This is a genomic window from Enterobacter sp. N5-15 (assembly GCF_057221635.1).
This window is the reverse complement of sequence record NZ_CM170150.1, coordinates 3,636,932-3,661,369: the sequence shown is the minus strand read 5'-3', so window position 1 is coordinate 3,661,369 and position 24,438 is coordinate 3,636,932. Positions and strand designations below refer to the sequence as shown.

Genomic DNA, 24,438 nt, shown 5'->3' with positions numbered 1-24,438 from the left:
ATAGTTTTAGGCACCTCAAAAACAATATAGCTTTATGAGGTGCCTAACAAGGTGCCTAAAAGGTTCGGATTTAATTAGTTCTCTTCGGACTTCGCGGGACAAATTGAGGGCACAAAAAAGCCCGCAGGGCTTGCGCCGTGCGGGCTCTTAGGACTTCATCGGATGACTCTGGTAATCACCGATGGAGAATTTTGGTGGAGCTGGCGGGAGTTGAACCCGCGTCCGAAATTTCTACATCCTCGGTACTACATGCTTAGTTTGTCTTTACATTCGCACGTCAGCTGCGGACAAACACGCCACTAACGAACTAGCCTGATTAGTTTTAACGCTTCAACCCCAGGCAGGGCTTCCACGCGATCTCTTTTGGGTTTGACCTCTCTTTGATCCCCGTCTTAAGAGCGGAAGCTAGGGAGAGAGGGCTCAGAGCAGGTTATTAAGCTGCTAAAGCGTAGTTTTCGTCGTTTGCGACTATTTTTTTGCGGCTTTTAACGAGGCAAACCGCCCCTCGGCATGCACCTTGGGTTTCGCAAATCCCGTCGAATCCAGAATCAGCCCCAATAGTGTTGAACTGAGTATACCAGATTTCACTTCCTGGATACCAGCCCGGAACGCTAACTTATTGAATAGTACAATAAGTGTGCAGAATCAACGTCCTGCGTTTTTCATGATGCGCGCTTTATCCAACTGCCACTCGCGCTCTTTCAGGTCAGTACGTTTGTCGTGCTGTTTTTTACCCTTCGCGACGCCAACTTTCACTTTGCACCAGGCGTTTTTCCAGTACAGCGACAGGGCGACCACGGTGAAACCTTCACGGTTGATGCGTCCGTAGAGAGATTCCAACTCACGCTTGTTCAGCAGCAGCTTGCGGGTGCGCGTTGGGTCACACACGTAGTGCGAGGAGGCGACGGTCAGCGGCGTAAAGTTCGCGCCGAACAGGAAGGCTTCGCCATCTTTCAGGATCACGTAGCTATCGCCAATGTTGGCTTTCCCGGCGCGCAGCGATTTTACTTCCCAGCCCTGCAACGCAAGGCCAGCTTCGAATTCTTCTTCAATGAAATACTCGTGGCGAGCACGCTTGTTGAGCGCAATGGTCGCCGAGCCTGGTTTATGTGCTTTTTTCTTCGTCATAAGTGTCGTAAAGCCGTCGGTAATCTGATTTCAAAAAGTCACCTCATTGCGTCCTGTGAGGTCTAACGCGCTATCTTAGCACGAGATGAGGCTTAGCGTTTTTTTAACAGGTGATAAATGTTATTATTTGTCCGTTGTGTGACCATGGGAAATGCTATGCCTCAGATTAGCCGTACTGCGCTCGTGCCTTACAGCGCGGAACAAATGTACCAGTTAGTGAACGATGTTCAGTCTTATCCAGAATTTATTCCGGGATGCACCGGGAGCCGCGTTCTGGAGTCCGGCCCGACGCAGATGACTGCGGCGGTGGATGTCTCCAAAGCGGGGATCAGCAAGACGTTCACCACCCGCAATACGCTGACCAGCAATCAGAGTATTTTGATGCATCTGGTGGATGGTCCGTTTAAAACCCTGATGGGGGGTTGGAAGTTTACGCCGCTGAGCGCTGAAGCCTGTCGCATCGAGTTCCAGCTGGACTTTGAATTTACCAATAAGCTGATTGAGCTGGCGTTTGGGCGCATCTTTAAAGAGCTGGCGTCCAATATGGTTCAGGCGTTTACCACCCGCGCCAAAGAGGTTTACAGTGTCGCATAAGATTGCTGTAGAAGTGGTGTACGCGCTGCCGGAGAAGCAGTATCTGCAGCGCGTGACGCTGGAAGAGGGGGCAACCGTTGAGGCGGCTATCCGCGCGTCCGGCATCCTTGAGCTTCGCAGCGATATCGACCTGGCGAAGAATAAGGTCGGGATTTACAGCCGTCCGGTGAAGCTGGGTGATGTGCTGAAAGAGGGCGATCGGGTGGAGATTTATCGTCCGCTGATTGCCGACCCGAAAGAGCTGCGTCGTCAGCGTGCGGAGAAAACGGGTAAGTAGCGTTTTCTCCCCCGGGCGCTTCGCTTACCGGGGCTACGATTCTGCGCAAGAATTCAGATACAAAAAAGGTGCTCATTGAGCACCTTTTTGCATTTCTGACTTCTGATTATTTGGTCAGGGCAGGCTTGTTGTCGATGTTGGTCAACACACCGGCGCTGCTGAAGGTCAGCGTCAGGGTCTGCTGGGTCGCATCTTCGTGGCCCGGCTTCTGACGGAATACATAGAACCAGGTGTTAGTGCCGAACGGATCGGACATCATCGGGGTTCCCAGTGCATAAGCGACCTGCTGTTGTGTCATCCCCACACGGATTTTGGACACATCGTTAGGGGTAAGGTAGTTCCCCTGGTTGATGTCAGGACGGTAAACCACTTTCTCCAGAGTGGAACAGCCTGCGGTCAACATCAGAAGAACCGCTGCGGCAGCGGTCAGCATTTTACAACGCATAGTGATTTGATTCCTTTTCGGGCCCGAGCAGAACGCGGCTCATATGTAATATGCCGATGATAATAGACCTTGCCCCACTTTGAAACCGGTCTGGCGGCGTTTTTGTTGTTCTGTATGACCCTGAGATCCCGAAAAAGTTTATGCCGCCAGCAGTTCTTTCGCGTTCGCGAGCGTGTTACGCGTGACTTCGCTGCCGCCGAGCAGGCGTGCCAGCTCCTGCAGGCGCGCACGTTTATCCAGCGGCTTCATGTGCGTTTCGGTCATTTCGCCGTCGGTTTCTTTGCTGACGATAAAGTGATGGTGGCCACAGCCCGCGACCTGCGGCAGGTGGGTGACACACATCACCTGCGTTGATTCGCCCAGTTGGCGCAGCAGTTTACCCACCACCGCCGCCGTTGGGCCGCTGATGCCGACATCCACTTCATCGAAAATCAGCGCCGGGGTTTCCATTTTACGCGCGGTAATCACCTGAATCGCCAGTGAAATACGCGACAGTTCACCGCCGGAGGCCACTTTGGAGATAGCCTGCAGCGGCTGCCCCGGGTTAGTGGTGACGCGGAACTCGATGCGGTCCGCACCTTCCGCCGTCAGGTGGTTCTCTTCAAAGCGAACATCAATGGTAAAGACGCCGTGCGGCATCGCCAGCGTGTGCATGCTGTCGGTGATGTGCTGGCTTAGCTCCTGGGCGTAATGCTGACGGATTTCATGCAGCTTTTGCGCTGTCGCCAGCGCCTGTTCATGGTGCAGGTTCACCGCCAGAGAGAGGGTTTCCTGCGAGTCAGCCTGATCGTCAAGCTGCTGCTGTTCTTCCAGCAGAGACTGGTAGTAGCCCGGCAGCTCTTCCGGCGTGACGTGGTGCTTGCGCGCCAGTGAAATCTGACGGGAGATACGCTGCTCCAGCTCAAACAGACGGTTCGGGTCGAGATCCAGACGTTCACAGTAGTGGCGCAGTTCGTCACTGGCTTCGGAGATCTGAATGGCCGCTTCTTCCAGCATATCCAGTACGCCTGAAAGCTTGCTGTCCATGCCGACCAGTTCGGTAATCAGCTGGCGGACGTTATACAGCTGGCTCTGCAGGTTCACGTCTTCGCCATCCGCCAGCAGGTTGAGCGCATTCTGGCTGGTTGAGAGCAGGTGGCCGCTGTTTGCCAGACGCTTGTACTCTTCGTCGATTTGCTCAAACTCACCCGGCTGCGGGTTGAATTCGTTCAGCTCTTTAAGCTGGTACGCCAGCAGCTCCGCACGTGCGGCGCGCTCCTGGCTTTGCTGCTGGTGCTGGGCAAGTTCACGGCAGCTCTGATGCCACTGGCGATAGTGCTCCGCCATAAGCTGAGTAAGCGCGTACTCACCCGCATAGCCATCCAGCAGCGCTTTCTGCTGTTCAGGTTTGACGAGTTGCTGATGCGCGTGCTGGCCGTGGATCTGGATAAGCAGCTGGCCGAGTTCGCGAAGCTGGGAAAGCGGAACCGCCGTGCCGTTGATAAAGCCACGTGAACGACCGTCGCTGCTGATCACGCGGCGAAGTAAACACTCACGTCCATCTTCAAGCTGGTTCTGTTCCAGCCAGCGCTGGGCGGCAGGGGTGTCTTTCAGGGAGAAACGGGCGCACAGGTCGGCACGGTTTGCGCCCATGCGCACCATATCGCCCTCTGCGCGACCGCCAAGGCACAAGCCGAGGGCATCAATGGCAATGGATTTACCTGCACCGGTTTCCCCGGTGATCGCCGTCATGCCGCTGTGGAAATCGATCTCAAGCTCACGAACAATGGCAAAGTTGCTGATGGTCAGTTGTGCCAGCATAATTGTTTTCCTGTATGAAAAACCATAACTGTGTTTTCATACAGTATAAACTGGTTTTTTATACAGTAAAGTACTGGATGCAAAATCAGAACAATTTTTTTGACCAGCCAAGCTTCGAGCTTAATGTGTTGAAATAGCTGTAATCTTTCGGATGAATTAGATTCAGGTGGTAATCACACCGACGAATGAGGACATCTTCACCTTCCTGGATCGGCAGCGCTATCTGGCTGTCGCAGCTGATCTCCAGGTCGTTACGGCGGTGCGAGAAGCGCAGACGTATCGTGCTGTCGCCGTTGATAACCAGCGGGCGGGCGGAGAGCGTGTGCGGGAACATTGGCACCAGGGTGATGGCATCCAGCGAAGGCGTCAGGATCGGGCCGCCGGCAGAAAGCGAGTAGGCGGTTGAGCCGGTCGGGGTGGAGATAATCAGCCCGTCAGAACGCTGGGAGAAGGCAAAAATTTCGTCAATATAGACTTCGAACTCGATCATGTGCGCCACTTTACCGGGGTGCAGCACCACCTCGTTAATCGCGGTGCTGATGCGCTTCTGGCAGTCCTGCTGGCATACCTGCGCTTCCAGTAAAAAGCGTTTTTCACTGATATAGTGGCCTTCCAGCACGTCGGCCAGCTGCTGTTGCGCATTGTCCGGGTCGAGGTCGGTTAAAAAGCCGAGATTGCCACGGTTGATGCCGATGACCTTAATGTCATAGCGCGCCAGCGTGCGGGCCGCACCGAGCATGTTGCCGTCGCCGCCCACCACCACGGCGAGATCGGCCTGTTGGCCAATTTCCGCCAGCGTGCCGGTTTTGACGCTCTTGAGCTGCAGCTCCTGGGCAATCTGCTGCTCGACCATCACTTCATAGCCTTTGCTACACAACCAGCGATACAACATTTCATGTGTCGTTAGTGCGGTAGGGTGACGCGGATGCCCGACTATCCCAATACACCTGAAATGATTATTCATTTTCTGGAGGTCCTTGTGCCTGATGAATGATGACAATCTGTCTTGTTCCCTTGAATCCCGGAAACTGATCCCCATAATAAGCGAAGTTAGCGAGATGAATGCAGAAAAACGCGGAGAAATTCATGAGTAGTAAAGAACAGAAAACGCCTGAGGGGCAAGCCCCTGAAGAAATTATCACGGAACAGCACGATGAAGTTGAGGCTGTAGAGCCAGACGCATCTGCTGAGCAGGTGGACCCGCGCGATGAAAAAATTGCGAATCTGGAAGCCCAACTGGTAGAAGCACAGAATCGCGAACGCGATGGTGTTCTGCGCATCAAGGCGGAAATGGAAAACCTGCGTCGTCGTACCGAGCAGGACGTTGAGAAGGCGCATAAATTTGCGCTGGAGAAATTCGTCAACGAACTGCTGCCGGTAATTGATAGCCTCGATCGCGCGCTGGAAGTGGCTGACAAAGCGAATCCGGACAACGCGGCGATGATCGAAGGTATCGAACTGACGCTGAAATCCATGCTCGACGTGGTGCGTAAGTTTGGCGTGGAAGTGATTGCCGATACCGACGTACCGCTGGATCCAAACGTTCACCAGGCGATTGCCATGGTGGAGTCCGAAGAGGTGGAAGCCGGTAAAGTGCTGGGCGTGATGCAGAAAGGTTACACCCTGAACGGCCGTACCATTCGCGCTGCGATGGTGACCGTGGCGAAAGCGAAAGCGTAATTTGCCATTCGTAGTGCCGGGTGGCGGCGTTCGCCTCACCCGGCCTACAGCCTTACTCAGCGATACTTTCGCGCAGGGGTTTAACGGGCAGGACTTTCACCTGCTTAATCATATTGTCCTGCACGTCCAGGATATCAATATCGTATTGCTCAATGCGTACCCGCGTGCCCGCCGCCGGGATTTCTTCCAGCGCTTCCAGAATCATCCCGTTAATGGTTCGAGCTTCATCTTCCGGCAAATGCCAGTTAAAGGCTTTGTTGAGTTCACGAATGTTCGCGCTACCGTCAATCAGCACCGAGCCGTCGTTTTGCGGGGTAACCTCTTCCGCGAGGGAAGGCGACATTGACGTGGTAAAGTCCCCGACAATCTCTTCCAGAATATCTTCGACCGTCACTAGCCCCTGAATATCGCCGTACTCATTGACCACCAGGCCTACTTTCTTCTTGTTGCGCTGGAATTTCACCAGCTGCGTGCTGAGCGGGGTCCCTTCCGGCACGTAGTAAATCTCGTCGGCGGCGCGCAGCATCACCTCTTTGGTGAACTCTTTTTTCTCGGTCATCAGACGGTAGGCTTCGCGCACGCGCAGCATGCTGATGGCGTCATCCAGCGAGTCGCGATAGAGCACAATGCGCCCGTGCGGGGAGTGCGTCAGCTGGCGAACGATGGCTTTCCAGTCGTCATTGATGTCGATACCGACGATTTCGTTACGCGGCACCATGATGTCGTTTACGCTCACCTTTTCCAGATCCAGCACCGACAGGAGCATGTCCTGATTGCGTCGGGAGATCTGCGAGCGGGATTCATGCACGATGGTGCGAAGCTCTTCTTTGCTGAGCGCGCTGCTGATGGTGACATCGGCTTTGATCCCCACCATCCGCATCAGTACGCGCGTCACCATGTTCAGCAGCCAGACCAGCGGCATCATCAGGATCAGCAGCGGTGCCAGCAGGAAGCTGCTCGGGTAGGCAACTTTCTCAGGGTAAAGCGCGGCGATGGTTTTCGGCAGCACTTCGGCAAACACCAGCACCACGAACGTCAGCACGCCGGTGGCAATCGCCACCCCGGCGTTGCCGTACAGGCGCATCCCGACAATAGTGCCGAGGGCGGAGGCCAGAATGTTGACAAGGTTGTTGCCGATGAGCACCAGGCTTATCAGGCGATCCGGCTTGCGGAGCAGTTTTTCAACGCGACGTGCGGCACGGTTACCCTGCTTAGCGCGATGACGTAACCGGTAGCGGTTTAAGGTCATCATGCCGGTTTCCGAGCCGGAGAAATAGGCGGAAATGACCACCATGACGATCAGCGTAACGATCAGCGTGGTGGTAGAGATGTGTTCCAGGGGGAACTCCTTTGTTTCTTAGCCAGCAAATTGCTGTATGAAGCGGCTGCCAAAATAGGCAAGGGTGAGAATGCCCGCACCCGCGACGTTGAACCAGACCACGCGACGACCGCGCCAGCCTTCATGATAATGGCCCCATAACAGGACAATATAGACAAACCACGCGATGATGGAGAGTACCGCTTTATCGATGTTCTCCACGCTGAACAGGTTCTTCATGTAAAACAGGCCCGTGCAGAGCGTCAGCGTCAGCAGCACCACGCCCACCTGGGTGATGTGGAACATCTTACGCTCAATGACCATCAGCGGCGGCATTTCATGGTTAAACGCCAGCTTTTTGTTTTTCAGCTGGTAGTCAATCCAGGCGAGCTGCATGGCGTAAAGCGCGGCGATGATCAGCGTCGCGTAGGCAAAGAGCGACAGGCCGATATGCACCAGCATCCCCGGGGTAGCCTCCAGATGCGTAATGAATTCATTAGGCATAAAGGTGGCGAGGGCCAGATTGATCAGCGCGAAGGTATAGACAATCGGCAGCAGCAGCCAGCCGCGATTTTTAGACGCGACGATGGTCATTACCGTACAGATCATCAGGCTGACCAGCGAGCCGACGTTGAGGACGCTCAGGTTTTGCACGCTGCCGTCGCCGGGAATGATGCGTGATTCCAGCGCAAACGCGTGGCTAATCAGTGCGATCACCGCGGAAAGAATAGCCATGCGCCGCCAGCCGCTGTTTTTTTGCAGCAGTCCGGGAACGATCAGCGCAAGGCTGACAGAGTAGGCAACAAGGGCGATCAGTGCGAAAACAGGCATATAGGCATCGACAGTTGTCTTAATAAGAAAGAGAAGCAGTATAACGTTACGTGACGCCTGCTCCAACCGTTGCATAACAACAAAGGCGCCTTCATGTTATACTCCGGCAAAATTCTGTGTATGTGTCGCCCATGGCGGCCCAACGTTTCTACTCAGGCGAGAGACAATGTTTGATAATTTAACCGATCGTTTGTCGCGCACGCTGCGCAACATCAGCGGCCGCGGACGCCTTACTGAAGAGAACATCAAGGAAACGCTGCGCGAAGTGCGCATGGCGCTGCTGGAAGCAGACGTCGCGTTGCCGGTTGTTCGTGATTTTATCAACCGCGTAAAAGAGAAGGCGGTTGGTCATGAAGTTAACAAGAGCCTGACCCCGGGTCAGGAGTTCGTCAAAATCGTTCGTAATGAACTGGTTTCGGCGATGGGCGAAGAGAACCAGGTGCTTAACCTGGCGGCTCAGCCGCCGGCCGTGGTGCTGATGGCGGGCCTGCAGGGTGCGGGTAAAACGACCAGCGTCGGTAAGCTGGGTAAGTTCCTGCGTGAAAAGCACAAGAAGAAAGTGCTGGTGGTCTCTGCGGACGTCTATCGCCCCGCGGCGATCAAACAGCTGGAAACCCTGGCCGAGCAGGTCGGCGTAGATTTCTTCCCGTCCGACGTGGCGCAGAAACCTGTCGACATCGTTAACGCTGCGCTGAAAGAAGCGAAGCTGAAATTCTACGACGTGCTGCTGGTGGATACCGCCGGTCGTCTGCACGTTGACGAAGCGATGATGGACGAGATCAAGCAGGTACATGCCTCTATCAACCCGGTAGAGACCCTGTTCGTTGTCGACGCCATGACCGGTCAGGATGCGGCGAATACCGCGAAAGCGTTTAACGAAGCGCTGCCGTTAACCGGCGTGGTGCTGACCAAGGTGGACGGTGATGCCCGCGGCGGTGCGGCGCTCTCCATTCGTCACATCACCGGTAAGCCGATTAAATTCCTCGGCGTGGGTGAGAAGACGGAAGCGCTGGAGCCGTTCCACCCGGACCGTATTGCCTCCCGTATCCTCGGCATGGGCGACGTGCTGTCGCTGATCGAAGATATCGAGAGCAAGGTTGACCGCGCGCAGGCCGAGAAGCTGGCCAGCAAGCTGAAAAAAGGCGACGGTTTCGATCTCACCGATTTCCTTGAGCAGCTGCGTCAGATGAAAAACATGGGCGGCATGGCCAGCCTGATGGGCAAACTGCCGGGCATGGGCCAGATCCCTGACAACGTGAAAGCGCAGATGGATGACAAGGTGCTGGTGCGTATGGAGGCGATCATCAACTCGATGACCCTCAAAGAACGCGCTAACCCGGACATCATCAAAGGTTCCCGTAAACGCCGTATCGCAGCCGGTTGCGGCATGCAGGTGCAGGACGTTAACCGCCTTCTGAAACAGTTCGACGACATGCAGCGCATGATGAAGAAAATGAAGAAAGGCGGCATGGCGAAGATGATGCGCGGTATGAAAGGGATGATGCCTCCAGGATTCCCTGGCCGATAAACCGTGTTTCGTGCTCAGTATCAATATGCTGATTGCATTTTCCCCAAAAATCAGTAAAATTTTCGGGCTTTTAATATGACACCCGGGCTCCGTTCCTCGATGGGGCCCGGTTGTTTTATTCACACAAGAGGATGTTATGGTTACTATTCGTTTAGCTCGTCACGGCGCTAAAAAGCGTCCGTTCTACCAGGTTGTTGTGACTGACAGCCGTAATGCACGCAACGGTCGCTTCATCGAGCGCGTTGGTTTCTTCAACCCACTGGCCGCTGGCGCAGAAGAAGAAACTCGTCTGGATCTGGATCGTATCGCTCACTGGGTTGGCCAGGGCGCTACTGTTTCCGATCGCGTTGCTACGCTGATCAAAGCAGCAAACAAAGCAGCTTAATCTGTCACGGTGGTCATGATGAGCAATAAAGCACCTGTTGAACCGATCGTATTGGGAAAAATGGGTTCTTGCTACGGTATCCGTGGTTGGCTCAGAGTGTTTTCCTCCACTGAAGACGCTGATAGCATTTTTGATTACCAGCCCTGGTTTATCCAGAAAGGCGGTAAGTGGGAAGAGGTCGAGCTGGAAAGCTGGCGTCACCACAATCAGGACATCATCATCAAGCTGAAAGGCGTTGACGATCGTGATGCCGCGAATGCGCTGACTAATTGTGAAATTGTCGTGGATTCGTCGCAGTTGCCACAGCTGGAAGAGGGCGACTACTACTGGAAAGACCTTATGGGTTGCCAGGTAGTCACTACCGAAGGCTACAGCCTGGGGAAAGTCATCGATATGATGGAAACCGGGTCAAATGACGTTCTCGTCATTAAGGCAAACCTGAAAGATGCATTTGGCATCAAGGAGCGGTTGGTTCCGTTCCTCGATGGACAGGTTATCAAGAAAGTCGATCTCACTACTCAAACCATTGAAGTAGATTGGGATCCTGGTTTTTAAATTCTCCGGATAAACGGTAAAAGACGGCGCTATGTGGATTGGCATAATTAGCCTGTTTCCTGAAATGTTCCGCGCGATTACCGATTACGGGGTAACTGGCCGGGCAGTAAAGAATGGCCTGCTGAGCATCCAGAGCTGGAGTCCTCGTGACTTTACTCATGACCGGCACCGTACCGTGGACGATCGTCCTTACGGCGGCGGACCGGGGATGCTAATGATGGTGCAACCCTTACGGGACGCCATTCACACAGCAAAAGCCGCGGCAGGTGAAGGCGCAAAGGTGATTTATCTGTCACCTCAGGGACGCAAGCTTGATCAAGCGGGCGTGAGCGAACTGGCGACGAATCAAAAGCTGATTCTGGTCTGTGGGCGCTACGAAGGGATAGATGAGCGCGTAATTCAAACCGAGATTGACGAAGAATGGTCTATCGGCGATTACGTTCTCAGCGGTGGTGAGTTACCCGCAATGACGCTGATTGACTCCGTCGCCCGGTTCATTCCGGGGGTTCTGGGCCATGAAGCTTCGGCAACGGAAGATTCCTTTGCCGATGGGTTGCTGGACTGTCCACACTATACTCGTCCTGAAGTGTTAGAAGGGATGGAAGTACCGGCAGTTTTACTGTCTGGAAACCATGCCGAGATACGTCGCTGGCGTTTGAAGCAGTCGCTGGGCCGAACCTGGCTTAGAAGACCTGAACTTCTGGAAAACCTGGCTCTGACTGAAGAGCAAGCAAAGTTGCTGGCCGAGTTCAAAACTGAACACGCGCACCAGCAGCATGAACATGATGGGAATGCGTAATACGCTCCCGAATATCAGTTTACCCAGGATAAGAGATTAAATTATGAGCAACATTATTAAGCAACTTGAACAAGAGCAGATGAAGCAGGACGTACCTTCCTTCCGTCCAGGTGACACCGTGGAAGTGAAAGTATGGGTTGTTGAAGGTTCCAAAAAACGTCTGCAGGCATTCGAGGGCGTGGTTATCGCTATTCGTAACCGCGGTCTGCACTCTGCATTCACTGTTCGTAAAATTTCCAACGGCGAAGGCGTTGAGCGTGTCTTCCAGACTCACTCTCCGGTAGTTGACAGCATTGCTGTTAAACGTCGTGGTGCTGTACGTAAAGCTAAACTGTACTACCTGCGTGAGCGTACTGGTAAGTCTGCTCGTATTAAAGAGCGTCTGAACTAAGATTCGCTTAAGCGACATCCTGTTAGAAAGGGCTGGCCGAAAGGCCGGCCCTTTTTTTATCCCTGCGCATTTCTCACGTTAACCCTTTTGTCATAAATCATTTACAATGCTCGCCTCTTGAATGGAGGGGACGTGGATAACGTACTGCATCAGCCTAACCGGAAACGCGCAGCGGCATTGACCGCGCTGTTTGCGATCCTGCTGATCGTGGTAGCGCCGCTTATCTCCGTCTCGTTGCAGAAAGATCCCATGAGCGCGATGCCAGCCATGCATCATGACATGAGCATGATGTCGATGGATGAGCATCACGGCGATATGCCGCACACGATGCCTGTCGACCATGCGGAAGCGTGCGGCTACTGCGTGCTGTTAGCGCACGTCCCTGGCGTGATGCTGGCGCTGATCGTCCTGCTCAGCGTGGTGCTGCAGAGGCTTCGCGTTAAGCCGCCGCGCCAGGCGGTCAGTCACTGGCACTTTTTCCCCTGGCTTTATCCTGATACCCGCGCGCCGCCGCGGCAGTCTGCTTTTTCCCTTTAAAAAATAAATCGATAACTTACTGCCTTAAAAAGGAAAAGTATGACTACCTGCACTCCGCGCGCGGCATGGGGAAACCTGCTGCGTCGCCTCCATTTCTACGTTGGGCTGTTTGTCGGCCCGTTTATCTTCTTTGCCGCGCTGACCGGTACGCTGTATGTGGCGACCCCGCAGCTGGAGAATGCGCTCTACCGGCACGCGCTCCACACGGATTCCGTGGGCGTGCCGCAGCCGCTGGCGGAACAAATTTCCGTGGCGGAAAAAACCGTTGGATCGGATGTGCGTTTGCACGCCGTTCGTCCGGGGCTGGCTGAAGGGGAAACCACCCGCGTGATGTTTGCTGACCCGGCGCTTGGGCCATCGGAGAACAGGTCTATTTTTATTGATCCGGTAAGCCTGACGGTGCTGGGGGATATGACGGTATACGGCACCAGCGGGATTTTACCGCTGCGTCAGACCATTGATTACCTGCATACCTCTCTGATGCTGGGCGACGTGGGGCGACTCTACAGCGAGCTTGCGGCCTCCTGGATGTGGGTTGCCGCGCTGGGCGGTGTTGGCCTATGGTTTTTTACCCGCCCCAAACGGCGGATCAATAATCGCTTCCAGAATCGACGTCGCCTGCACGTGACGCTGGGCTGGAGTCTGCTGGGCGGAATGCTGCTGTTCTCAGCAACCGGGCTGACCTGGTCCCAGTGGGCTGGCGGGAATGTTGACAGGCTGCGGGCTGAGATGAACTGGCTGACCCCGCAGGTGAACACGACGCTTTCCGGCCAACATGAGATCGTGGATGAACATGCCGAACACCGTGGCCATCACGGCGGAATGACGATGCCGGAAATGGCGATGGATTTGACGCAGTTTGACGGGGTGTTAAACGCGGCGCGTAAAGCAGGGATTGATGCCAACAGGCTGGAGATCCGCCCGGCGAAAACGGCGGATCGCGCCTGGACCGTGACGGAAATCGATCGCAGCTGGCCGACCCAGGTCGATGCCGTTGCGGTTGATCCTTCTACGATGCAGGTCCTGGACAGAACCCGATTCGAGGATTTCCCGCTAATGGCAAAACTGACCCGCTGGGGCGTAGATTTCCATATGGGGATCTTATTCGGGCTGGTGAATCAGCTGCTGCTCGTGGCGTTCGGCCTCGCCCTCTTCGTGCTCATCATCTGGGGTTACCGGATGTGGTGGATGCGTCGTCCGGCACAGTCGGCCGTGGATCCGGTGCAGACGCTTAGTCAGAGCTGGCTGGCGCTGTCAGGGTGGGGAAGAGGGGTTACGGTGATAATCAGCGTACTGCTTGGGCTGGCCTTGCCGGTCATGGGCGTGAGTCTGGCGCTGTTTGTTCTGGTGGACTGGCTGCGCTGGCGAGCGGCAACCAGGGTGACGCTCGCCGAAACATCCGCTAAATAACCCTATGGCGTGCTGATAACCACTGCGACGCGGCGGTTTTCAGCGCGCCCTTGCGGGGTACTGTTGCTCGCAACCGGGTATTTTTGACCTAATCCCTGCGTGGTGAGATTGCTGCGCGGGATATTTGCCCCCTTCGCCCAGGCATCGGCCACGGCGTTGGCGCGTTTTAACGACAGCGCTTCGTTGTAGCTTTCTTCACCGTAATTATCCGTATGACCGTCCATTCGCGCGTGGTTCAGGCCGGTTTCCGCCAGGCGGGAGGCCATGGATTGGATCTGCGTTTCACTTTCCGATCGCAGTCTGGCGTCATTTTTATCAAACAGGATGGTGTCCGACATGCCGAGCGACCAGTCACCGTTCAGTTCGTTAAAACCGTAAGACTTCATCGCCGCAATTTGCTCAGGAGTGAATTTGCCTTCCGGCGGCGACTGACAGCCTGCCAGAACCAGTGAGGCCAGTACTATCGGCGCGAAGTAACGTTTTAACATAGTGTATCCTTTCTAACTTATTGTTTTCGTACGCTGGTTTTTCACCTGGTACATATTGCGGTCAGCCCTCTCCAGTAACGCTTCCACGGAAGCATTTTCCCACGCCAGAGCAAAGCCAATGCTGAGTGACATCGATGCCTTTTGTCCGTTATGAAGATCAAACGGACGGATAAACTGCTGCGAAAGCGCAGCGCAAATATGTTGAACCTCAAGCTCAGAGTGCACGCCGTACAGCACCATGGCGAATTCGTCACCGCCAAGCCGGTATGCCTGGTGACGCTTGTCGCCAAACTCCATCATCCTGCTGGCGACTTCAATCAGCACGCAGTCTCCTGCCGCATGTCCCCAGGTGTCGTTAATAAACTTAAAATTATCACCGTCGAGGAAGAGCAGGGCCGAGTTCATTTTGGCAGAAGGGTCGTTCATTAAGGCAGCAATGCTGTTACGAAACGCAGCGCGGTTGGCAAGACCGGTGAGCGGGTCGTGCATGGCGGTACGCAACAGCTGGGCGTTTTTCGCCTGGAGCTTCAGCTGCCACTCTTCCATCTCATCCAGAAGGCTGTTGAAGTCTTCACCAAACTGGTGAAACTCTTCGATACGCCCGTCTTTCACCCGGCGGGAGAAGTTGCGGTTAGTACGAACGTCATGCACGACGTCGGTAATGTTTTGCAGGGCCGTGACCATGCCGTGATGCAAAGACTGGGTAATGGCGAGCGCGACGGCGGTAGCAAAAAGAATGCAGCCGGTAAGCACGGCAAACGACATCCAGATGAAATGGCTGATCAGGCTGTCGCGCGCGGTAAGGCGAATTTCGCCGATCGTTAAGCCGTTATGCATGATGGGCTGCGCAACCGGTACGGGGAAAAGCCAGCGGCTGACCAGCGCGCCCAGCGTGTCGTTGTTATCTTCCGGGTTCCAGGACCAGTAGGCAAACCGCTTTTTATGCGCGTTGATAACCTCGGCCTGGGCAAACTGGCCCTGTTTGCCCAGGGCTGCGAGCGTTTCGTTGGCCGCCAGGGAATCGTTGAACACCAGAGAGGCTTCCAGGCTGTGGCTCATTGTGGCGCCGGTTAGTTCGAGATTCTTTTGCGCGTATTGTTTTAAGGTTACGACGGAAGCAAAACAGAGCAACAGCCATATTAACGTCATCGTGATGATGACGCTTATCATGCTGTTTCGCCTTAACGTTCTTTTAAACGTCGGACGCGGCGTTGAAGTGAAATCTTTATCCATGCTGCTTATTCCGGGCAAGCATTAATACATCCGGATTGACTCTTACGCCACTGCGCGTCAATGCATCCAGGTTGACGGAGAACCGTACCTGGCCGCGATCGATTATCAGGCAAAAGGCACTGCCAATTACACATTCCGGATTTTGCTCTGAGATTAATAGCAATGCTCTGCCCTGATATTGACTTATTAATTCAAGTTGTTTTGCCGGTGATTCAGACCCGAAATAAATCGCATCGCACGTCGCGGCCAGGGCTTCCCGATCGTTACGAACAATAACGGGAGTATAAGGTAACTCGCTATGCCCCTCATCGCCGCTGAGGGCGTGCGTATAGTGAGAAGTGGCGTAGACGCAGAGTTTAGGCTGGCCGGAAAGTGACGGCCATCGCGTATAGCTCACAATGCCTGAGACAATCGAGCGTACCGATTTATCCGTTTCCGTAAGCGTGCCTGCCGCCGCAGGGCCCACCATAAGGAACAGCATTAACACCAGAGTGAGTCGGAAAAAAGAGATCAAGAATAAATTTCTCACCAGAATCCGCCACATCGCTCCGGAAATAGATGTCCTTAAGAGTTGCGGGCAGAATACCATTGTTTATCAGAGCCGTCATTATGTCAGAAATAGCCTAAGGCCGACCTAAGCTAAATCCTACAGTTGGTTATTTTCCGGTGGATAAAAATAGCCTTAATTCAGCCTGCTGGATTGCATACTTTCATCCATCCCTTTCTGCCATGACGCACGCAGTTTTGCCGCGTTTTCGGCAGTATCGCAGCTGGCAGGGAAAGATTTTCCTGCTAATCCCCAGGCATGCATAAACCCTTCTTCGCAGACTTTCTTCTGGCCATCGGCATAGCCGCGAAGATATTCGCTACGATCAACGTGTGTGTCGTTAAAACTATCGGCCAGGGCCTGGTTATCTTTAACCGGCAGGCCATTCATGGCGTCTTCTTTACCGGCATCAAACCAGGATGGGCTGGTCCAGTCAGGATGGAAAGTATAAGGATTGATCTGACAGCCCGTTAAAAACAGCGACAACAGCGCGAGAGCAATTGAACGCATAGCTATTCTCCTTTTTCTTCAGCATAGCCTGGCTAAAGAAAATCTGTGTGTAATTTAAATTTTACGGTTTTATCGGCTGTTTTTTTGCAATAAATTGGCTTGTGTAAAGTAAAGTGTACGTATTTTGGATTGAAATGTTTACTTTTTATGGTATCGTGGTTTCACCTCATTGAGGAAAACAACTATCGCAAACGAGCTTTACAGGATCGCCATCATGCAAAAAGACGCGCTGAACAACGTACATATCACTGACGAACAGGTTTTAATCACTCCGGATCAGCTGAAAGCGGAATTCCCGCTGAGCGTCGCGCAGGAGGCTCAGATCGAGCACTCCCGCCAGACCATTTCTGACATTATCGCTGGCCGCGATCCGCGCCTGCTGGTGGTATGCGGGCCTTGCTCCATTCACGATCCTGAAACCGCCATTGAGTACGCTCGTCGATTTAAAGCATTAGCGGAGGAGGTCAGCGATAGCCTCTATCTGGTGATGCGCGTCTATTTTGAGAAGCCACGTACTACCGTCGGCTGGAAAGGGTTGATTAACGATCCGCACATGGATGGCTCGTTTGATGTGGAAGCAGGCCTGAAGATTGCGCGTCGCCTGCTGGTGGAGCTGGTTAGCATGGGGCTGCCGCTGGCAACCGAAGCGCTGGATCCAAACAGCCCGCAGTACCTGGGCGATCTGTTCAGCTGGTCCGCGATTGGTGCGCGTACCACGGAATCGCAAACCCACCGCGAGATGGCGTCTGGTCTGTCGATGCCGGTTGGTTTTAAAAACGGTACCGATGGCAGCCTGGCGACGGCGATCAACGCCATGCGCGCTGCCGCCATGCCGCACCGTTTCGTCGGTATTAACCAGGCAGGCCAGGTCTGCCTCCTGCAAACGCAGGGCAACCCGGACGGCCATGTGATCCTGCGCGGCGGGAAAGCGCCTAACTACAGCCCGGCGGACGTGGCGCAGTGTGAAAAAGAGATGGAGCAGGCGGGACTGCGCCCGGCACTGATGGTAGATTGCAGTCATGGTAATTCAAATAAAGATTACCGTCGCCAGCCTGCGGTTGCGGAATCCGTGATCGCACAGATCAAAGATGGCAACCGTTCGATTATCGGACTGATGATTGAGAGCAACATTCATGAAGGCAATCAGTCATCGGAACAACCGCGTAGCGCAATGAAGCACGGCGTCTCCGTGACGGATGCCTGCATCAGCTGGGAGACGACCGATGCGCTGCTGCGTGAGATCCACAAAGATTTGAACGGCCAGCTGGCGACGCGTCTGGCTTAAGAGGTTTGTTATGGTTGCTGAATTGACCGCACTGCGCGATCAAATTGATGAAGTGGATAAGGCGCTGCTGGACCTGCTGGCGCGCCGCATGGCGCTGGTTGCCGAAGTCGGTGAGGTGAAAAGCAAATACGGCCTGCCGATTTACGTCCCGGAGCGCGAAGCCTCAATGCTGGCCTCCCGTCGTAAAGAGGCCCAGGCGCTGGGCGTTTCACCGGATTTGATTGAAGATGTTCTGCGCCGCGTGATGCGGGAATCCTATTCCAGCGAAAACGACAAGGGCTTTAAAACCCTCTGTCCGTCCCTGCGGCCGGTAGTGATTGTCGGCGGTGCAGGGCAGATGGGGCGTCTGTTTGAAAAAATGCTGACGCTTTCTGGCTATCAGGTGCGCATTCTGGAAAAAGAGGACTGGGGGCATGCTCCGGAACTCATGAAAGATGCCGGGATGGTTATCGTCAGCGTGCCGATCCACGTGACGGAGCAGATCATCGAAAAGCTGCCTCCTTTACCGAAAGACTGCATCCTGGTGGATCTGGCCTCCGTCAAAAATGGTCCGCTGCAGGCCATGCTGGCTGCGCATACGGGCCCGGTGCTGGGTCTGCACCCGATGTTTGGCCCGGACAGCGGCAGCCTGGCTAAGCAGGTGGTGGTTTACTGCGACGGTCGTCAGCCGGAAGCCTACCAGTGGTTCCTGGAACAGATTCAGGTATGGGGTGCGCGACTGCACCGCATCAGCGCGGTCGAGCACGATCAGAACATGGCGTTCATTCAGGCGCTGCGTCACTTTGCGACGTTTGCCTACGGTCTGCATCTGGCGGAAGAGAACGTGCAGCTTGAACAGCTGCTGGCACTCTCTTCACCTATCTATCGTCTGGAGCTGGCAATGGTCGGGCGCCTGTTTGCTCAGGATCCGCAGCTTTACGCGGACATTATTATGTCCTCCGAGAACAACCTTGCGCTCATCAAGCGCTACTATCAGCGCTTTGGTGAAGCCATTACGCTGCTGGAGCACGGAGACAAGCAGGCGTTTATCGACAGCTTCCGCAAGGTCGAGCACTGGTTTGGCGATTACGCGCAGCGTTTCCAGAGTGAGAGCCGAACGCTGTTGCGCCAGGCAAATGACAGTCGCCAGTAATGCGATGATGTATATACTGAAAGCCAGCAATGCTGGCTTTTTTTATTTTGGGGAACTGTCATGGCCGAACCGCAGCTGCTGTTGAATTATACCGGGCATCTGCCTGAATGCCCGACGTGGAGCGCAGAAGAGCACGCGCTCTACTGGGCTGATATTCTGGAAGGGGAGATCCACCGCTACCATCTGTCGACGGCAGAACACACCGTGCTCTCTTTCCATGAGGAGGTGGGCTGTTTTGCTCTGCGCGAGCAGGGTGGTTTTATCGTTGCGATGCGAACGGGTATCTGGCTGACCGATAAACACGGCCTGCTGCGCCGCAAGGTGTGTGATAACCCCTCTAACCCACAGCTCGCACGTTTTAACGACGGCGGCACCGATCGTCAGGGCCGGTTCTATGCGGGCACCTTTTGGGGGCCGGGAGATTACAACGGCGCGTTGCTGATGCGCATCGACAACGACCTGACGCCGAAGGTGATCCAGTGCGATATTCACGGGCACAACGGCTTAGCGTTTAGCCCGGACAAGCAGTGGATGTTTACCTCAGACACGCCAAACGGCGTAATTTACCGCACGCCGCTTGACGAGCAGGGCGAACCCGGCAGGCGAGAGGTGTTTCGTCAGTTTAAAGAGGGCGAAGGGATACCGGACGGCGCGGCCATGGATGTGGAAGGCTGCTACTGGAGCGCGCTGTTTGACGGCTGGCGTATTGCGCGATTTTCTCCGCAAGGGGAGCAACTGGAAGAATATCGCATGCCGGTACGTTGCCCGACGATGGTCTGTTTTGGCGGCGATGACATGAAAACGCTGTTTATTACCACCACGCGGGAAAATATGGACGTGGAGGAGGTGGCGAAGTATCCGCTCTCCGGCGCCATCTTCACCCTGCCCGTGAGCGTGGCAGGGATGAAGAAAAGCCGCTTTATCGAACGTTAAGCCGGGTCAACCGGGACCACGTTCTCGCTCGGATAGCAGCCCAGCACCTTCATGGAGCGCGTGATCTCGCCCAGTTCGCGCAGGGCTTTCTGCATGGATGCAGATTCCAGGTTGGCCTGGATATCAAGGTAGAACATCTCTTCCCACGGATTACCGTGGATCGGACGTGATTCCAGCTTCGTCATGATCAGATTGTGATTACGCAGTACCAGAAGGGCTTCAACCAGCGCACCGGCCTGTTGGCCAGTGGCCATGAGCAGGGTGGTTTTAGCCGGAACCTGATCCGAGACATCAATAGCTTTACGCGCCAGCACCACGAAACGGGTGATATTTTGCGTCTGGTTTGCCAGATTGCGTTCCAGTACCTGTAAAGCATACAGCGCGCCGCCCGCTTCGCTGCCGAGCGCAGCGACGGTTGGGGAGTTAGCCTGCGCCACTTTTTCCATCGCCGCCGAGGTGCTTTCGGTGTACTCAATTTTCCAGTTCGGATAGCGGTTCAGGAACTGGCTGCACTGCTGGAACGGCTGTGGATGACTGTAGACCGTCTCAATTTTGCTTAAATCCGTTGAGCCGGAGACCAGCACGCAGTGATCGATAGGGATCGTCAGCTCGCCAACCAGCGACAGGCTGGTGTGCTGCAGCAAATCGTAAACGTCGTTGATGGCGCCGGAGCTGGTGTTTTCAATCGGCACCACGGCGTAATCCGCCTGGCCGGTCTCAACCTGATTAAATATGTCGGCAAACTTCGCACAGCCGCTCTCGATAAACTCTTCGAAATGGCGTGCGGCATACTGTCGCGCGGCCAGGTGTGAATAAGAGCCTTTCGGCCCGAGGAAGGCGATACGCGCAGAGTGCGGATTGGTTTTATTCAGATGCTGCTGGAGTAACGCTTGCTGGGTGAGAACAGAGTCTTCGATGATGAGCTGGAACAACCGGGTGATGTAGTGGGCATCGAGGTGATGCGCTTTACCGAGCTGGATCAGACGCTCCAGCAGATCGCGCTCGCGGTCGATATCACGGACCGGGCGATGGGAGTCCAGCTTGGCTTTGCCCACTTCGACGGCGAGCGCGCGGCGTTCGGCCAGCAGCGCCAGTAATTTCTCGTCCAGCGCGCTGATTTTTACGCGCAGATCCAGTAACGGGTTTTCCGGTGTCATAGTGTTGCCTGTCTCATTTTATCGTTATCAATAAAAAAGGCCTCCCGCTGTGGGAGGCCTTGTTGTTCGTCTTCGCATTCTTTATCACACGACGAAACGCCTCCCAGTCAGGGGAAGGTAAAAAAGAATGCGAAGAAGAACGGCGTAAGTTTCATAAAGTCATCCTGTGATTGATACCGTTAAAGTACCCGTACTGTTTTCACCCTGTCAATAAAAAACAAAAAACGCGCCCGGAGGCGCGTTGGCGGTACACTCAATTTAAAGGATTACTCTTCTTCAACTTCTTCCGCGAAGCTGGCGTCTTTCACCGATGTTGCGGCGCGACGGGCTTCACCTTTGTGTTGCACTTTATTGAGCTGCCGTTCCAGCTTGTTGATCAAATCGTTAATAGCGGTGTACATATCCTCGTGTTTTGCGCTGGCGACCAGATGGCCGTTTGGAGTATTGATAGTTGCGTCAGCGATGAAACCCTGCGGCTCCTTGGACAGGATGATATGTGGATTAATCAAATGAGTTTGCCATTTATCCAGTTTGGCGAGACGGTCTGCGACGTGCTGGCGGATTGCCGGAGTAATTTCCATTTGTTTACTGGTAATGTTCATTGTCATAAATTTTACCTCTTGTCTTTCCGTCTTGGTGATTCCAGCATACCCGACCTAATGTCAAAATGTGTGATTTAGATCACGTTATTTTGTCGGTTTTTGTCAGGGAATCTTTTTTGTGAGGCAGGGCAGGAAGAGGTGAGATTTACCTTGTCGAAGGCAAAAATTGGGGCCATAGTTGACTGGATGTGTTGAGGCTAACGCGCTTCGGCGACGCTCTAAAATGAATAAAAAAACGGCAGCCTTCGGGCTGCCGTTTTGCATTGAGGCAAGATCAGGTGTTGCTGCTGTTCGCGGCGATGATTTTCGCCACTTTTTCAGCCTGAGCGGTCATCTGCATCTGACGGTAAGCGTTCTCCATCAGCTTCAGGCCGTCGCGCGTTGCCTGAGTATCCGGATAATCACGCAGCATACCTTCTACGCGGTTAACCACGGCAACCCATGCGCCACGGCGGGTATAGTATTCCGCCACGGAGTATTCATATTTCGCCAGACGATCTTTCAGGAACACCAGACGCTTGGTGGCGTCGGTCACGTACTGACTGTTCGGATAGCCGCGCACCAGCTTGGAGAAGTCATTGAAGGCATCACGCGCATGCTGCGGGTCACGGTCGGAACGATCCACGCCGAAGAAGCCCTGCAGCGCACTGTCGTCCAGCGCCATGTTGGTGAGGCCGCGCATGTACATCACATAGTCAATGTTAGGATGAGTCGGGTTCAGACGTATGAAACGATCGATGGTTGCCTGAGCCAGCGGCAGATCGGCATTTTTATAGTATGCATAGATAAGATCTAACTGTACCTGCTGCGAATACGGACCAAATGGATAGCGATTATCCAACGCTTCCAGTTGCGTTATCGCCTGTTTCCAGTTACCGTCCTGCAACTTTTGTTGTGCAGTCGCATAGATTTCATTCGGCGGATTGTCAGGGACCTGTTCATTTGAACCGGAGCAGCCCACCAAAGCCAGGCTCAACGTGGCCGCTGCCACCAGATATTTCATGCGCGTCATGACGTTTTGACTTTCCTCAAATGTTTGTCCGGGAGAAACTCTGTTCCTGCTCCCGATTAAGACCAGCTACAATAGCACACTATATTAAACGGCAAAGCCGTAAAACCCAACGTTAAACGAAGAAGCAGTTTATGGCACAACGAGTAGAACTCACCGCAACAGTCTCCGAAAATCAGCTCGGTCAACGCTTAGATCAGGCTTTGGCCGAATTGTTCCCTGATTATTCGCGTTCACGCATAAAAGAATGGATCCTTGACCAGCGCGTGCTGGTAAACGGCAAGATCTGGGACAAACCAAAAGAGAAAGTGTTAGGTGGGGAAGCTGTCGCCATCAATGCTGAAATCGAAGAGGAAATCCGCTTCGAGCCGCAGGATATCCCACTGGACATCGTCTATGAAGATGATGACATTCTGGTGATCAACAAGCCGCGCGACCTGGTTGTTCATCCGGGTGCGGGAAATCCTGACGGTACGGTACTTAACGCACTTCTCCATTACTATCCGCCGATCGTTGATGTCCCGCGCGCGGGCATCGTGCACCGTCTGGATAAAGACACCACCGGCTTGATGGTGGTGGCGAAGACCGTTCCTGCTCAGACTCGTCTGGTGGAGTCGCTGCAGCTGCGTGAGATCACCCGCGAGTATGAAGCGGTAGCCATTGGGCATATGACCTCTGGCGGAACGGTGGAAGAGCCAATCAGCCGTCACCCAACTAAACGTACCCATATGTCGGTGCATCCGATGGGTAAACCGGCGGTGACACACTATCGCATTATGGAACACTTCCGTATTCATACGCGCCTGCGTCTGCGTCTGGAAACCGGGCGTACTCACCAGATCCGCGTGCATATGGCCCACATTACCCATCCGCTGGTGGGGGATCAGGTCTACGGTGGTCGTCCGCGTCCGCCTAAAGGCGCATCGGATGAGTTCATCAGCGTATTGCGAAAATTCGATCGTCAGGCGCTGCACGCGACCATGCTGCGTCTTTATCACCCTATCACCGGTATTCAGATGGAGTGGCACGCGCCTATCCCGCAGGATATGGTGGACCTTATTGACGCCATGCGTGCTGATTTCGAAGAACATAAGGATCAAGTGGACTGGTTATGACCAAACTGATTGTCCCGGAGTGGCCATTGCCTGCAGGCGTGGCTGCCTGTAGTTCAACCCGTATTGGCGGTGTTAGCCAGGGCGCGTGGGAGTCTTTGAACCTCGGTGCGCACTGTGGCGACAACCTGGAACACGTTGAAGAGAACCGCAGGCGTCTGTTTGCTGCGGGGAACTTGCCGTCGAAACCGATCTGGCTGGAACAGGTTCATGGTAACGCGGTGCTGAAGTTGACGGGGGAACCCTATGCTTCTAAACGCGCTGATGCTTCTTACAGTAATACTCCGGGAACCGTTTGTGCCGTGATGACCGCTGATTGTCTGCCGGTTCTGTTCTGTAACCGTGCAGGTACCGAGGTGGCAGCAGCACACGCGGGCTGGCGTGGTCTGTGTGAAGGCGTGCTCGAAGAAACAGTCGCCTGCTTTAACGATGAGCCCGCCAATATTATGGCCTGGCTTGGCCCGGCCATTGGTCCTCGCGCTTTTGAAGTGGGGCCAGAGGTTCGCGAAGCCTTTATGGAAAAAGATCCGCAAGCGGTGGAAGCCTTCCTGCCTTCGGGGGAGAAATATCTGGCCGATATTTACCAGCTCGCCCGCCAGCGCCTGAATAACGTCGGCGTGACGCAGATCTTCGGCGGCGATCGCTGCACATTCACCGAAAAGGGTGATTTTTTCTCCTATCGCCGCGACAAGACCACGGGACGTATGGCAAGTTTCATTTGGCTGATATAACCTAAAGAATCAAGACGATCC

General features: G+C 54.4%; 29 protein-coding genes, 1 other RNA gene and 1 other annotated feature. Of the genes, 15 read left to right on the top strand and 15 right to left on the bottom strand.

Annotation, left to right across the window (positions count from 1 at the left end; genetic code table 11):
* Window positions 1–192: 192 nt before the first annotated feature.
* Window positions 193–556: a transfer-messenger RNA gene (gene ssrA, locus AC2TE5_RS17275) on the bottom strand.
* 89 nt (window positions 557–645) lie between these two features.
* Window positions 646–1,128, bottom strand: coding sequence for an SsrA-binding protein SmpB (gene smpB / locus AC2TE5_RS17270; RefSeq protein ID WP_008502505.1), 483 nt, complete (start codon window positions 1,126–1,128; stop codon window positions 646–648).
* Between the two features lie 156 nt (window positions 1,129–1,284).
* On the opposite strand from smpB, the gene AC2TE5_RS17265 reads away from it, so the two are divergent.
* Together AC2TE5_RS17265 and AC2TE5_RS17260 are read left to right on the top strand one after the other, a co-directional pair.
* Window positions 1,285–1,722: a type II toxin-antitoxin system RatA family toxin gene (locus tag AC2TE5_RS17265; protein WP_484612085.1), complete on the top strand. Its 438-nt coding sequence runs from the start codon at window positions 1,285–1,287 to the stop codon at window positions 1,720–1,722.
* Entirely contained in the window at window positions 1,712–1,999 is a 288-nt protein-coding gene (locus tag AC2TE5_RS17260) for an RnfH family protein (RefSeq protein ID WP_484612084.1), read from the top strand. The genes AC2TE5_RS17265 and AC2TE5_RS17260 overlap by 11 nt, the downstream gene beginning before the upstream one ends.
* Before the next feature lie 106 nt (window positions 2,000–2,105).
* Here the strand turns inward: AC2TE5_RS17260 and bamE are convergent, their stop codons facing one another.
* The 3 genes from bamE to nadK all read right to left on the bottom strand — a co-directional run bounded on the left by bamE (window position 2,106) and on the right by nadK (window position 5,208).
* The gene (gene bamE / locus AC2TE5_RS17255; protein WP_008502502.1) at window positions 2,106–2,444 is read right to left on the bottom strand and encodes an outer membrane protein assembly factor BamE; all 339 of its coding nucleotides are present in this window, start codon (window positions 2,442–2,444) and stop codon (window positions 2,106–2,108) included.
* A 138-nt stretch (window positions 2,445–2,582) separates the two neighbouring features.
* On the bottom strand, window positions 2,583–4,244 hold the full coding sequence (gene recN, locus AC2TE5_RS17250) for a DNA repair protein RecN (RefSeq protein WP_484612083.1): 1,662 nt from the start codon (window positions 4,242–4,244) through the stop codon (window positions 2,583–2,585).
* 85 nt (window positions 4,245–4,329) lie between these two features.
* Window positions 4,330–5,208 (bottom strand): NAD(+) kinase, encoded by an 879-nt coding sequence (gene nadK, locus AC2TE5_RS17245; RefSeq protein ID WP_008502500.1) that lies wholly within the window; start codon window positions 5,206–5,208, stop codon window positions 4,330–4,332.
* Between the two features lie 122 nt (window positions 5,209–5,330).
* Between nadK and grpE the strand changes: the two genes are divergently transcribed.
* Complete coding sequence (gene grpE, locus AC2TE5_RS17240) at window positions 5,331–5,924, top strand: nucleotide exchange factor GrpE (protein ID WP_023308880.1); 594 nt, start codon at window positions 5,331–5,333, stop codon at window positions 5,922–5,924.
* Window positions 5,925–5,976: 52 nt separating this feature from the next.
* Here the strand turns inward: grpE and AC2TE5_RS17235 are convergent, their stop codons facing one another.
* Together AC2TE5_RS17235 and AC2TE5_RS17230 are read right to left on the bottom strand one after the other, a co-directional pair.
* Window positions 5,977–7,263: an HlyC/CorC family transporter gene (locus AC2TE5_RS17235; RefSeq protein ID WP_032640969.1), complete on the bottom strand. Its 1,287-nt coding sequence runs from the start codon at window positions 7,261–7,263 to the stop codon at window positions 5,977–5,979.
* A gap of 18 nt (window positions 7,264–7,281) precedes the next feature.
* On the bottom strand, window positions 7,282–8,073 hold the full coding sequence (locus AC2TE5_RS17230) for a cytochrome C assembly family protein (RefSeq protein ID WP_014884879.1): 792 nt from the start codon (window positions 8,071–8,073) through the stop codon (window positions 7,282–7,284).
* A 166-nt stretch (window positions 8,074–8,239) separates the two neighbouring features.
* Between AC2TE5_RS17230 and ffh the strand changes: the two genes are divergently transcribed.
* The 7 genes from ffh to AC2TE5_RS17195 all read left to right on the top strand — a co-directional run bounded on the left by ffh (window position 8,240) and on the right by AC2TE5_RS17195 (window position 13,678).
* The gene (gene ffh / locus AC2TE5_RS17225) at window positions 8,240–9,601 is read left to right on the top strand and encodes a signal recognition particle protein (protein ID WP_014884878.1); all 1,362 of its coding nucleotides are present in this window, start codon (window positions 8,240–8,242) and stop codon (window positions 9,599–9,601) included.
* 136 nt (window positions 9,602–9,737) lie between these two features.
* Window positions 9,738–9,986 (top strand): 30S ribosomal protein S16, encoded by a 249-nt coding sequence (rpsP, locus tag AC2TE5_RS17220; RefSeq protein WP_003863133.1) that lies wholly within the window; start codon window positions 9,738–9,740, stop codon window positions 9,984–9,986.
* Between the two features lie 15 nt (window positions 9,987–10,001).
* Entirely contained in the window at window positions 10,002–10,541 is a 540-nt protein-coding gene (rimM, locus tag AC2TE5_RS17215) for a ribosome maturation factor RimM (RefSeq protein WP_029741020.1), read from the top strand.
* A gap of 31 nt (window positions 10,542–10,572) precedes the next feature.
* Window positions 10,573–11,340, top strand: coding sequence for a tRNA (guanosine(37)-N1)-methyltransferase TrmD (trmD, locus tag AC2TE5_RS17210; protein ID WP_014832949.1), 768 nt, complete (start codon window positions 10,573–10,575; stop codon window positions 11,338–11,340).
* A 43-nt stretch (window positions 11,341–11,383) separates the two neighbouring features.
* Window positions 11,384–11,731 (top strand): 50S ribosomal protein L19, encoded by a 348-nt coding sequence (gene rplS / locus AC2TE5_RS17205; protein ID WP_002914145.1) that lies wholly within the window; start codon window positions 11,384–11,386, stop codon window positions 11,729–11,731.
* A 132-nt stretch (window positions 11,732–11,863) separates the two neighbouring features.
* On the top strand, window positions 11,864–12,268 hold the full coding sequence (locus tag AC2TE5_RS17200; RefSeq protein ID WP_484612082.1) for a DUF2946 domain-containing protein: 405 nt from the start codon (window positions 11,864–11,866) through the stop codon (window positions 12,266–12,268).
* 39 nt (window positions 12,269–12,307) lie between these two features.
* Window positions 12,308–13,678, top strand: coding sequence for a PepSY-associated TM helix domain-containing protein (locus AC2TE5_RS17195; RefSeq protein WP_484612081.1), 1,371 nt, complete (start codon window positions 12,308–12,310; stop codon window positions 13,676–13,678).
* Window positions 13,679–13,680: 2 nt separating this feature from the next.
* On the opposite strand, the gene AC2TE5_RS17190 is transcribed toward AC2TE5_RS17195, so the two are convergent.
* From AC2TE5_RS17190 to AC2TE5_RS17175, 4 genes are all read right to left on the bottom strand, one after another.
* Window positions 13,681–14,166 carry an OmpA family protein gene (locus AC2TE5_RS17190; RefSeq protein ID WP_213328583.1) on the bottom strand — a complete coding sequence of 162 codons (486 nt, stop codon included), beginning with the start codon at window positions 14,164–14,166 and terminating at the stop codon, window positions 13,681–13,683.
* A gap of 12 nt (window positions 14,167–14,178) precedes the next feature.
* The gene (gene dgcN / locus AC2TE5_RS17185) at window positions 14,179–15,399 is read right to left on the bottom strand and encodes a diguanylate cyclase DgcN/YfiN (RefSeq protein WP_407602773.1); all 1,221 of its coding nucleotides are present in this window, start codon (window positions 15,397–15,399) and stop codon (window positions 14,179–14,181) included.
* Window positions 15,392–15,943: a regulatory sequestration protein YfiR gene (gene yfiR / locus AC2TE5_RS17180; RefSeq protein ID WP_228057921.1), complete on the bottom strand. Its 552-nt coding sequence runs from the start codon at window positions 15,941–15,943 to the stop codon at window positions 15,392–15,394. Before yfiR ends, dgcN begins: the two co-directional genes overlap by 8 nt.
* 138 nt (window positions 15,944–16,081) lie before the next feature.
* Window positions 16,082–16,456, bottom strand: coding sequence for a DUF2799 domain-containing protein (locus AC2TE5_RS17175; protein WP_213328581.1), 375 nt, complete (start codon window positions 16,454–16,456; stop codon window positions 16,082–16,084).
* A gap of 214 nt (window positions 16,457–16,670) precedes the next feature.
* Between AC2TE5_RS17175 and aroF the strand changes: the two genes are divergently transcribed.
* The 3 genes from aroF to AC2TE5_RS17160 are packed head-to-tail and all read left to right on the top strand — an operon-like array spanning window position 16,671 to window position 19,806.
* Complete coding sequence (gene aroF / locus AC2TE5_RS17170) at window positions 16,671–17,741, top strand: 3-deoxy-7-phosphoheptulonate synthase AroF (RefSeq protein ID WP_023308871.1); 1,071 nt, start codon at window positions 16,671–16,673, stop codon at window positions 17,739–17,741.
* 10 nt (window positions 17,742–17,751) lie between these two features.
* Complete coding sequence (gene tyrA, locus AC2TE5_RS17165) at window positions 17,752–18,873, top strand: bifunctional chorismate mutase/prephenate dehydrogenase (protein WP_121424407.1); 1,122 nt, start codon at window positions 17,752–17,754, stop codon at window positions 18,871–18,873.
* 60 nt (window positions 18,874–18,933) lie between these two features.
* The gene (locus AC2TE5_RS17160; protein WP_484612080.1) at window positions 18,934–19,806 is read left to right on the top strand and encodes an SMP-30/gluconolactonase/LRE family protein; all 873 of its coding nucleotides are present in this window, start codon (window positions 18,934–18,936) and stop codon (window positions 19,804–19,806) included.
* On the opposite strand, the gene pheA is transcribed toward AC2TE5_RS17160, so the two are convergent.
* The 4 genes from pheA to bamD form a co-directional block, all read right to left on the bottom strand.
* Window positions 19,803–20,963, bottom strand: a complete 1,161-nt coding sequence (gene pheA / locus AC2TE5_RS17155) for a bifunctional chorismate mutase/prephenate dehydratase (protein ID WP_484612079.1) — start codon at window positions 20,961–20,963, stop codon at window positions 19,803–19,805. The genes AC2TE5_RS17160 and pheA overlap by 4 nt on opposite strands.
* A gap of 30 nt (window positions 20,964–20,993) precedes the next feature.
* Window positions 20,994–21,119, bottom strand: a sequence feature (Phe leader region).
* Entirely contained in the window at window positions 21,071–21,118 is a 48-nt protein-coding gene (gene pheL / locus AC2TE5_RS17150) for a pheA operon leader peptide PheL (protein WP_100249759.1), read from the bottom strand. (Overlaps the previous feature by 48 nt.)
* Before the next feature lie 110 nt (window positions 21,120–21,229).
* Window positions 21,230–21,571: a ribosome-associated translation inhibitor RaiA gene (gene raiA / locus AC2TE5_RS17145; protein ID WP_003863162.1), complete on the bottom strand. Its 342-nt coding sequence runs from the start codon at window positions 21,569–21,571 to the stop codon at window positions 21,230–21,232.
* A gap of 268 nt (window positions 21,572–21,839) precedes the next feature.
* Window positions 21,840–22,577 carry an outer membrane protein assembly factor BamD gene (bamD, locus tag AC2TE5_RS17140; RefSeq protein ID WP_063144127.1) on the bottom strand — a complete coding sequence of 246 codons (738 nt, stop codon included), beginning with the start codon at window positions 22,575–22,577 and terminating at the stop codon, window positions 21,840–21,842.
* Between the two features lie 131 nt (window positions 22,578–22,708).
* Here bamD and rluD point away from each other — a divergent pair, with 131 nt between their 5' ends.
* Window positions 22,709–23,689, top strand: coding sequence for a 23S rRNA pseudouridine(1911/1915/1917) synthase RluD (gene rluD / locus AC2TE5_RS17135; RefSeq protein WP_023333072.1), 981 nt, complete (start codon window positions 22,709–22,711; stop codon window positions 23,687–23,689).
* Window positions 23,686–24,417: a purine nucleoside phosphorylase YfiH gene (gene yfiH / locus AC2TE5_RS17130; RefSeq protein ID WP_484612078.1), complete on the top strand. Its 732-nt coding sequence runs from the start codon at window positions 23,686–23,688 to the stop codon at window positions 24,415–24,417. Before rluD ends, yfiH begins: the two co-directional genes overlap by 4 nt.
* Window positions 24,418–24,438 lie beyond the last annotated feature (21 nt).

What these genes read in the sequence shown, in the direction of transcription:
- dgcN (WP_407602773.1), bottom strand. Translation starts at nt 15,399, where the DNA reads ATGGATAAAGATTTCACTTCAACGCCGCGTCCGACGTTTAAAAGAACG.
- rluD (WP_023333072.1), top strand. Translation starts at nt 22,709, where the DNA reads ATGGCACAACGAGTAGAACTCACCGCAACAGTCTCCGAAAATCAGCTC.
- AC2TE5_RS17160 (WP_484612080.1), top strand. Translation starts at nt 18,934, where the DNA reads ATGGCCGAACCGCAGCTGCTGTTGAATTATACCGGGCATCTGCCTGAA.
- trmD (WP_014832949.1), top strand. Translation starts at nt 10,573, where the DNA reads ATGTGGATTGGCATAATTAGCCTGTTTCCTGAAATGTTCCGCGCGATT.
- ffh (WP_014884878.1), top strand. Translation starts at nt 8,240, where the DNA reads ATGTTTGATAATTTAACCGATCGTTTGTCGCGCACGCTGCGCAACATC.
- AC2TE5_RS17265 (WP_484612085.1), top strand. Translation starts at nt 1,285, where the DNA reads ATGCCTCAGATTAGCCGTACTGCGCTCGTGCCTTACAGCGCGGAACAA.
- AC2TE5_RS17230 (WP_014884879.1), bottom strand. Translation starts at nt 8,073, where the DNA reads ATGCCTGTTTTCGCACTGATCGCCCTTGTTGCCTACTCTGTCAGCCTT.
- bamD (WP_063144127.1), bottom strand. Translation starts at nt 22,577, where the DNA reads ATGACGCGCATGAAATATCTGGTGGCAGCGGCCACGTTGAGCCTGGCT.
- yfiR (WP_228057921.1), bottom strand. Translation starts at nt 15,943, where the DNA reads ATGTGGCGGATTCTGGTGAGAAATTTATTCTTGATCTCTTTTTTCCGA.
- nadK (WP_008502500.1), bottom strand. Translation starts at nt 5,208, where the DNA reads ATGAATAATCATTTCAGGTGTATTGGGATAGTCGGGCATCCGCGTCAC.
- AC2TE5_RS17190 (WP_213328583.1), bottom strand. Translation starts at nt 14,166, where the DNA reads ATGTTAAAACGTTACTTCGCGCCGATAGTACTGGCCTCACTGGTTCTG.
- yfiH (WP_484612078.1), top strand. Translation starts at nt 23,686, where the DNA reads ATGACCAAACTGATTGTCCCGGAGTGGCCATTGCCTGCAGGCGTGGCT.
- aroF (WP_023308871.1), top strand. Translation starts at nt 16,671, where the DNA reads ATGCAAAAAGACGCGCTGAACAACGTACATATCACTGACGAACAGGTT.
- raiA (WP_003863162.1), bottom strand. Translation starts at nt 21,571, where the DNA reads ATGACAATGAACATTACCAGTAAACAAATGGAAATTACTCCGGCAATC.
- rimM (WP_029741020.1), top strand. Translation starts at nt 10,002, where the DNA reads ATGATGAGCAATAAAGCACCTGTTGAACCGATCGTATTGGGAAAAATG.
- tyrA (WP_121424407.1), top strand. Translation starts at nt 17,752, where the DNA reads ATGGTTGCTGAATTGACCGCACTGCGCGATCAAATTGATGAAGTGGAT.
- pheA (WP_484612079.1), bottom strand. Translation starts at nt 20,963, where the DNA reads ATGACACCGGAAAACCCGTTACTGGATCTGCGCGTAAAAATCAGCGCG.
- recN (WP_484612083.1), bottom strand. Translation starts at nt 4,244, where the DNA reads ATGCTGGCACAACTGACCATCAGCAACTTTGCCATTGTTCGTGAGCTT.
- grpE (WP_023308880.1), top strand. Translation starts at nt 5,331, where the DNA reads ATGAGTAGTAAAGAACAGAAAACGCCTGAGGGGCAAGCCCCTGAAGAA.
- smpB (WP_008502505.1), bottom strand. Translation starts at nt 1,128, where the DNA reads ATGACGAAGAAAAAAGCACATAAACCAGGCTCGGCGACCATTGCGCTC.
- AC2TE5_RS17195 (WP_484612081.1), top strand. Translation starts at nt 12,308, where the DNA reads ATGACTACCTGCACTCCGCGCGCGGCATGGGGAAACCTGCTGCGTCGC.
- bamE (WP_008502502.1), bottom strand. Translation starts at nt 2,444, where the DNA reads ATGCGTTGTAAAATGCTGACCGCTGCCGCAGCGGTTCTTCTGATGTTG.
- rpsP (WP_003863133.1), top strand. Translation starts at nt 9,738, where the DNA reads ATGGTTACTATTCGTTTAGCTCGTCACGGCGCTAAAAAGCGTCCGTTC.
- AC2TE5_RS17175 (WP_213328581.1), bottom strand. Translation starts at nt 16,456, where the DNA reads ATGCGTTCAATTGCTCTCGCGCTGTTGTCGCTGTTTTTAACGGGCTGT.
- rplS (WP_002914145.1), top strand. Translation starts at nt 11,384, where the DNA reads ATGAGCAACATTATTAAGCAACTTGAACAAGAGCAGATGAAGCAGGAC.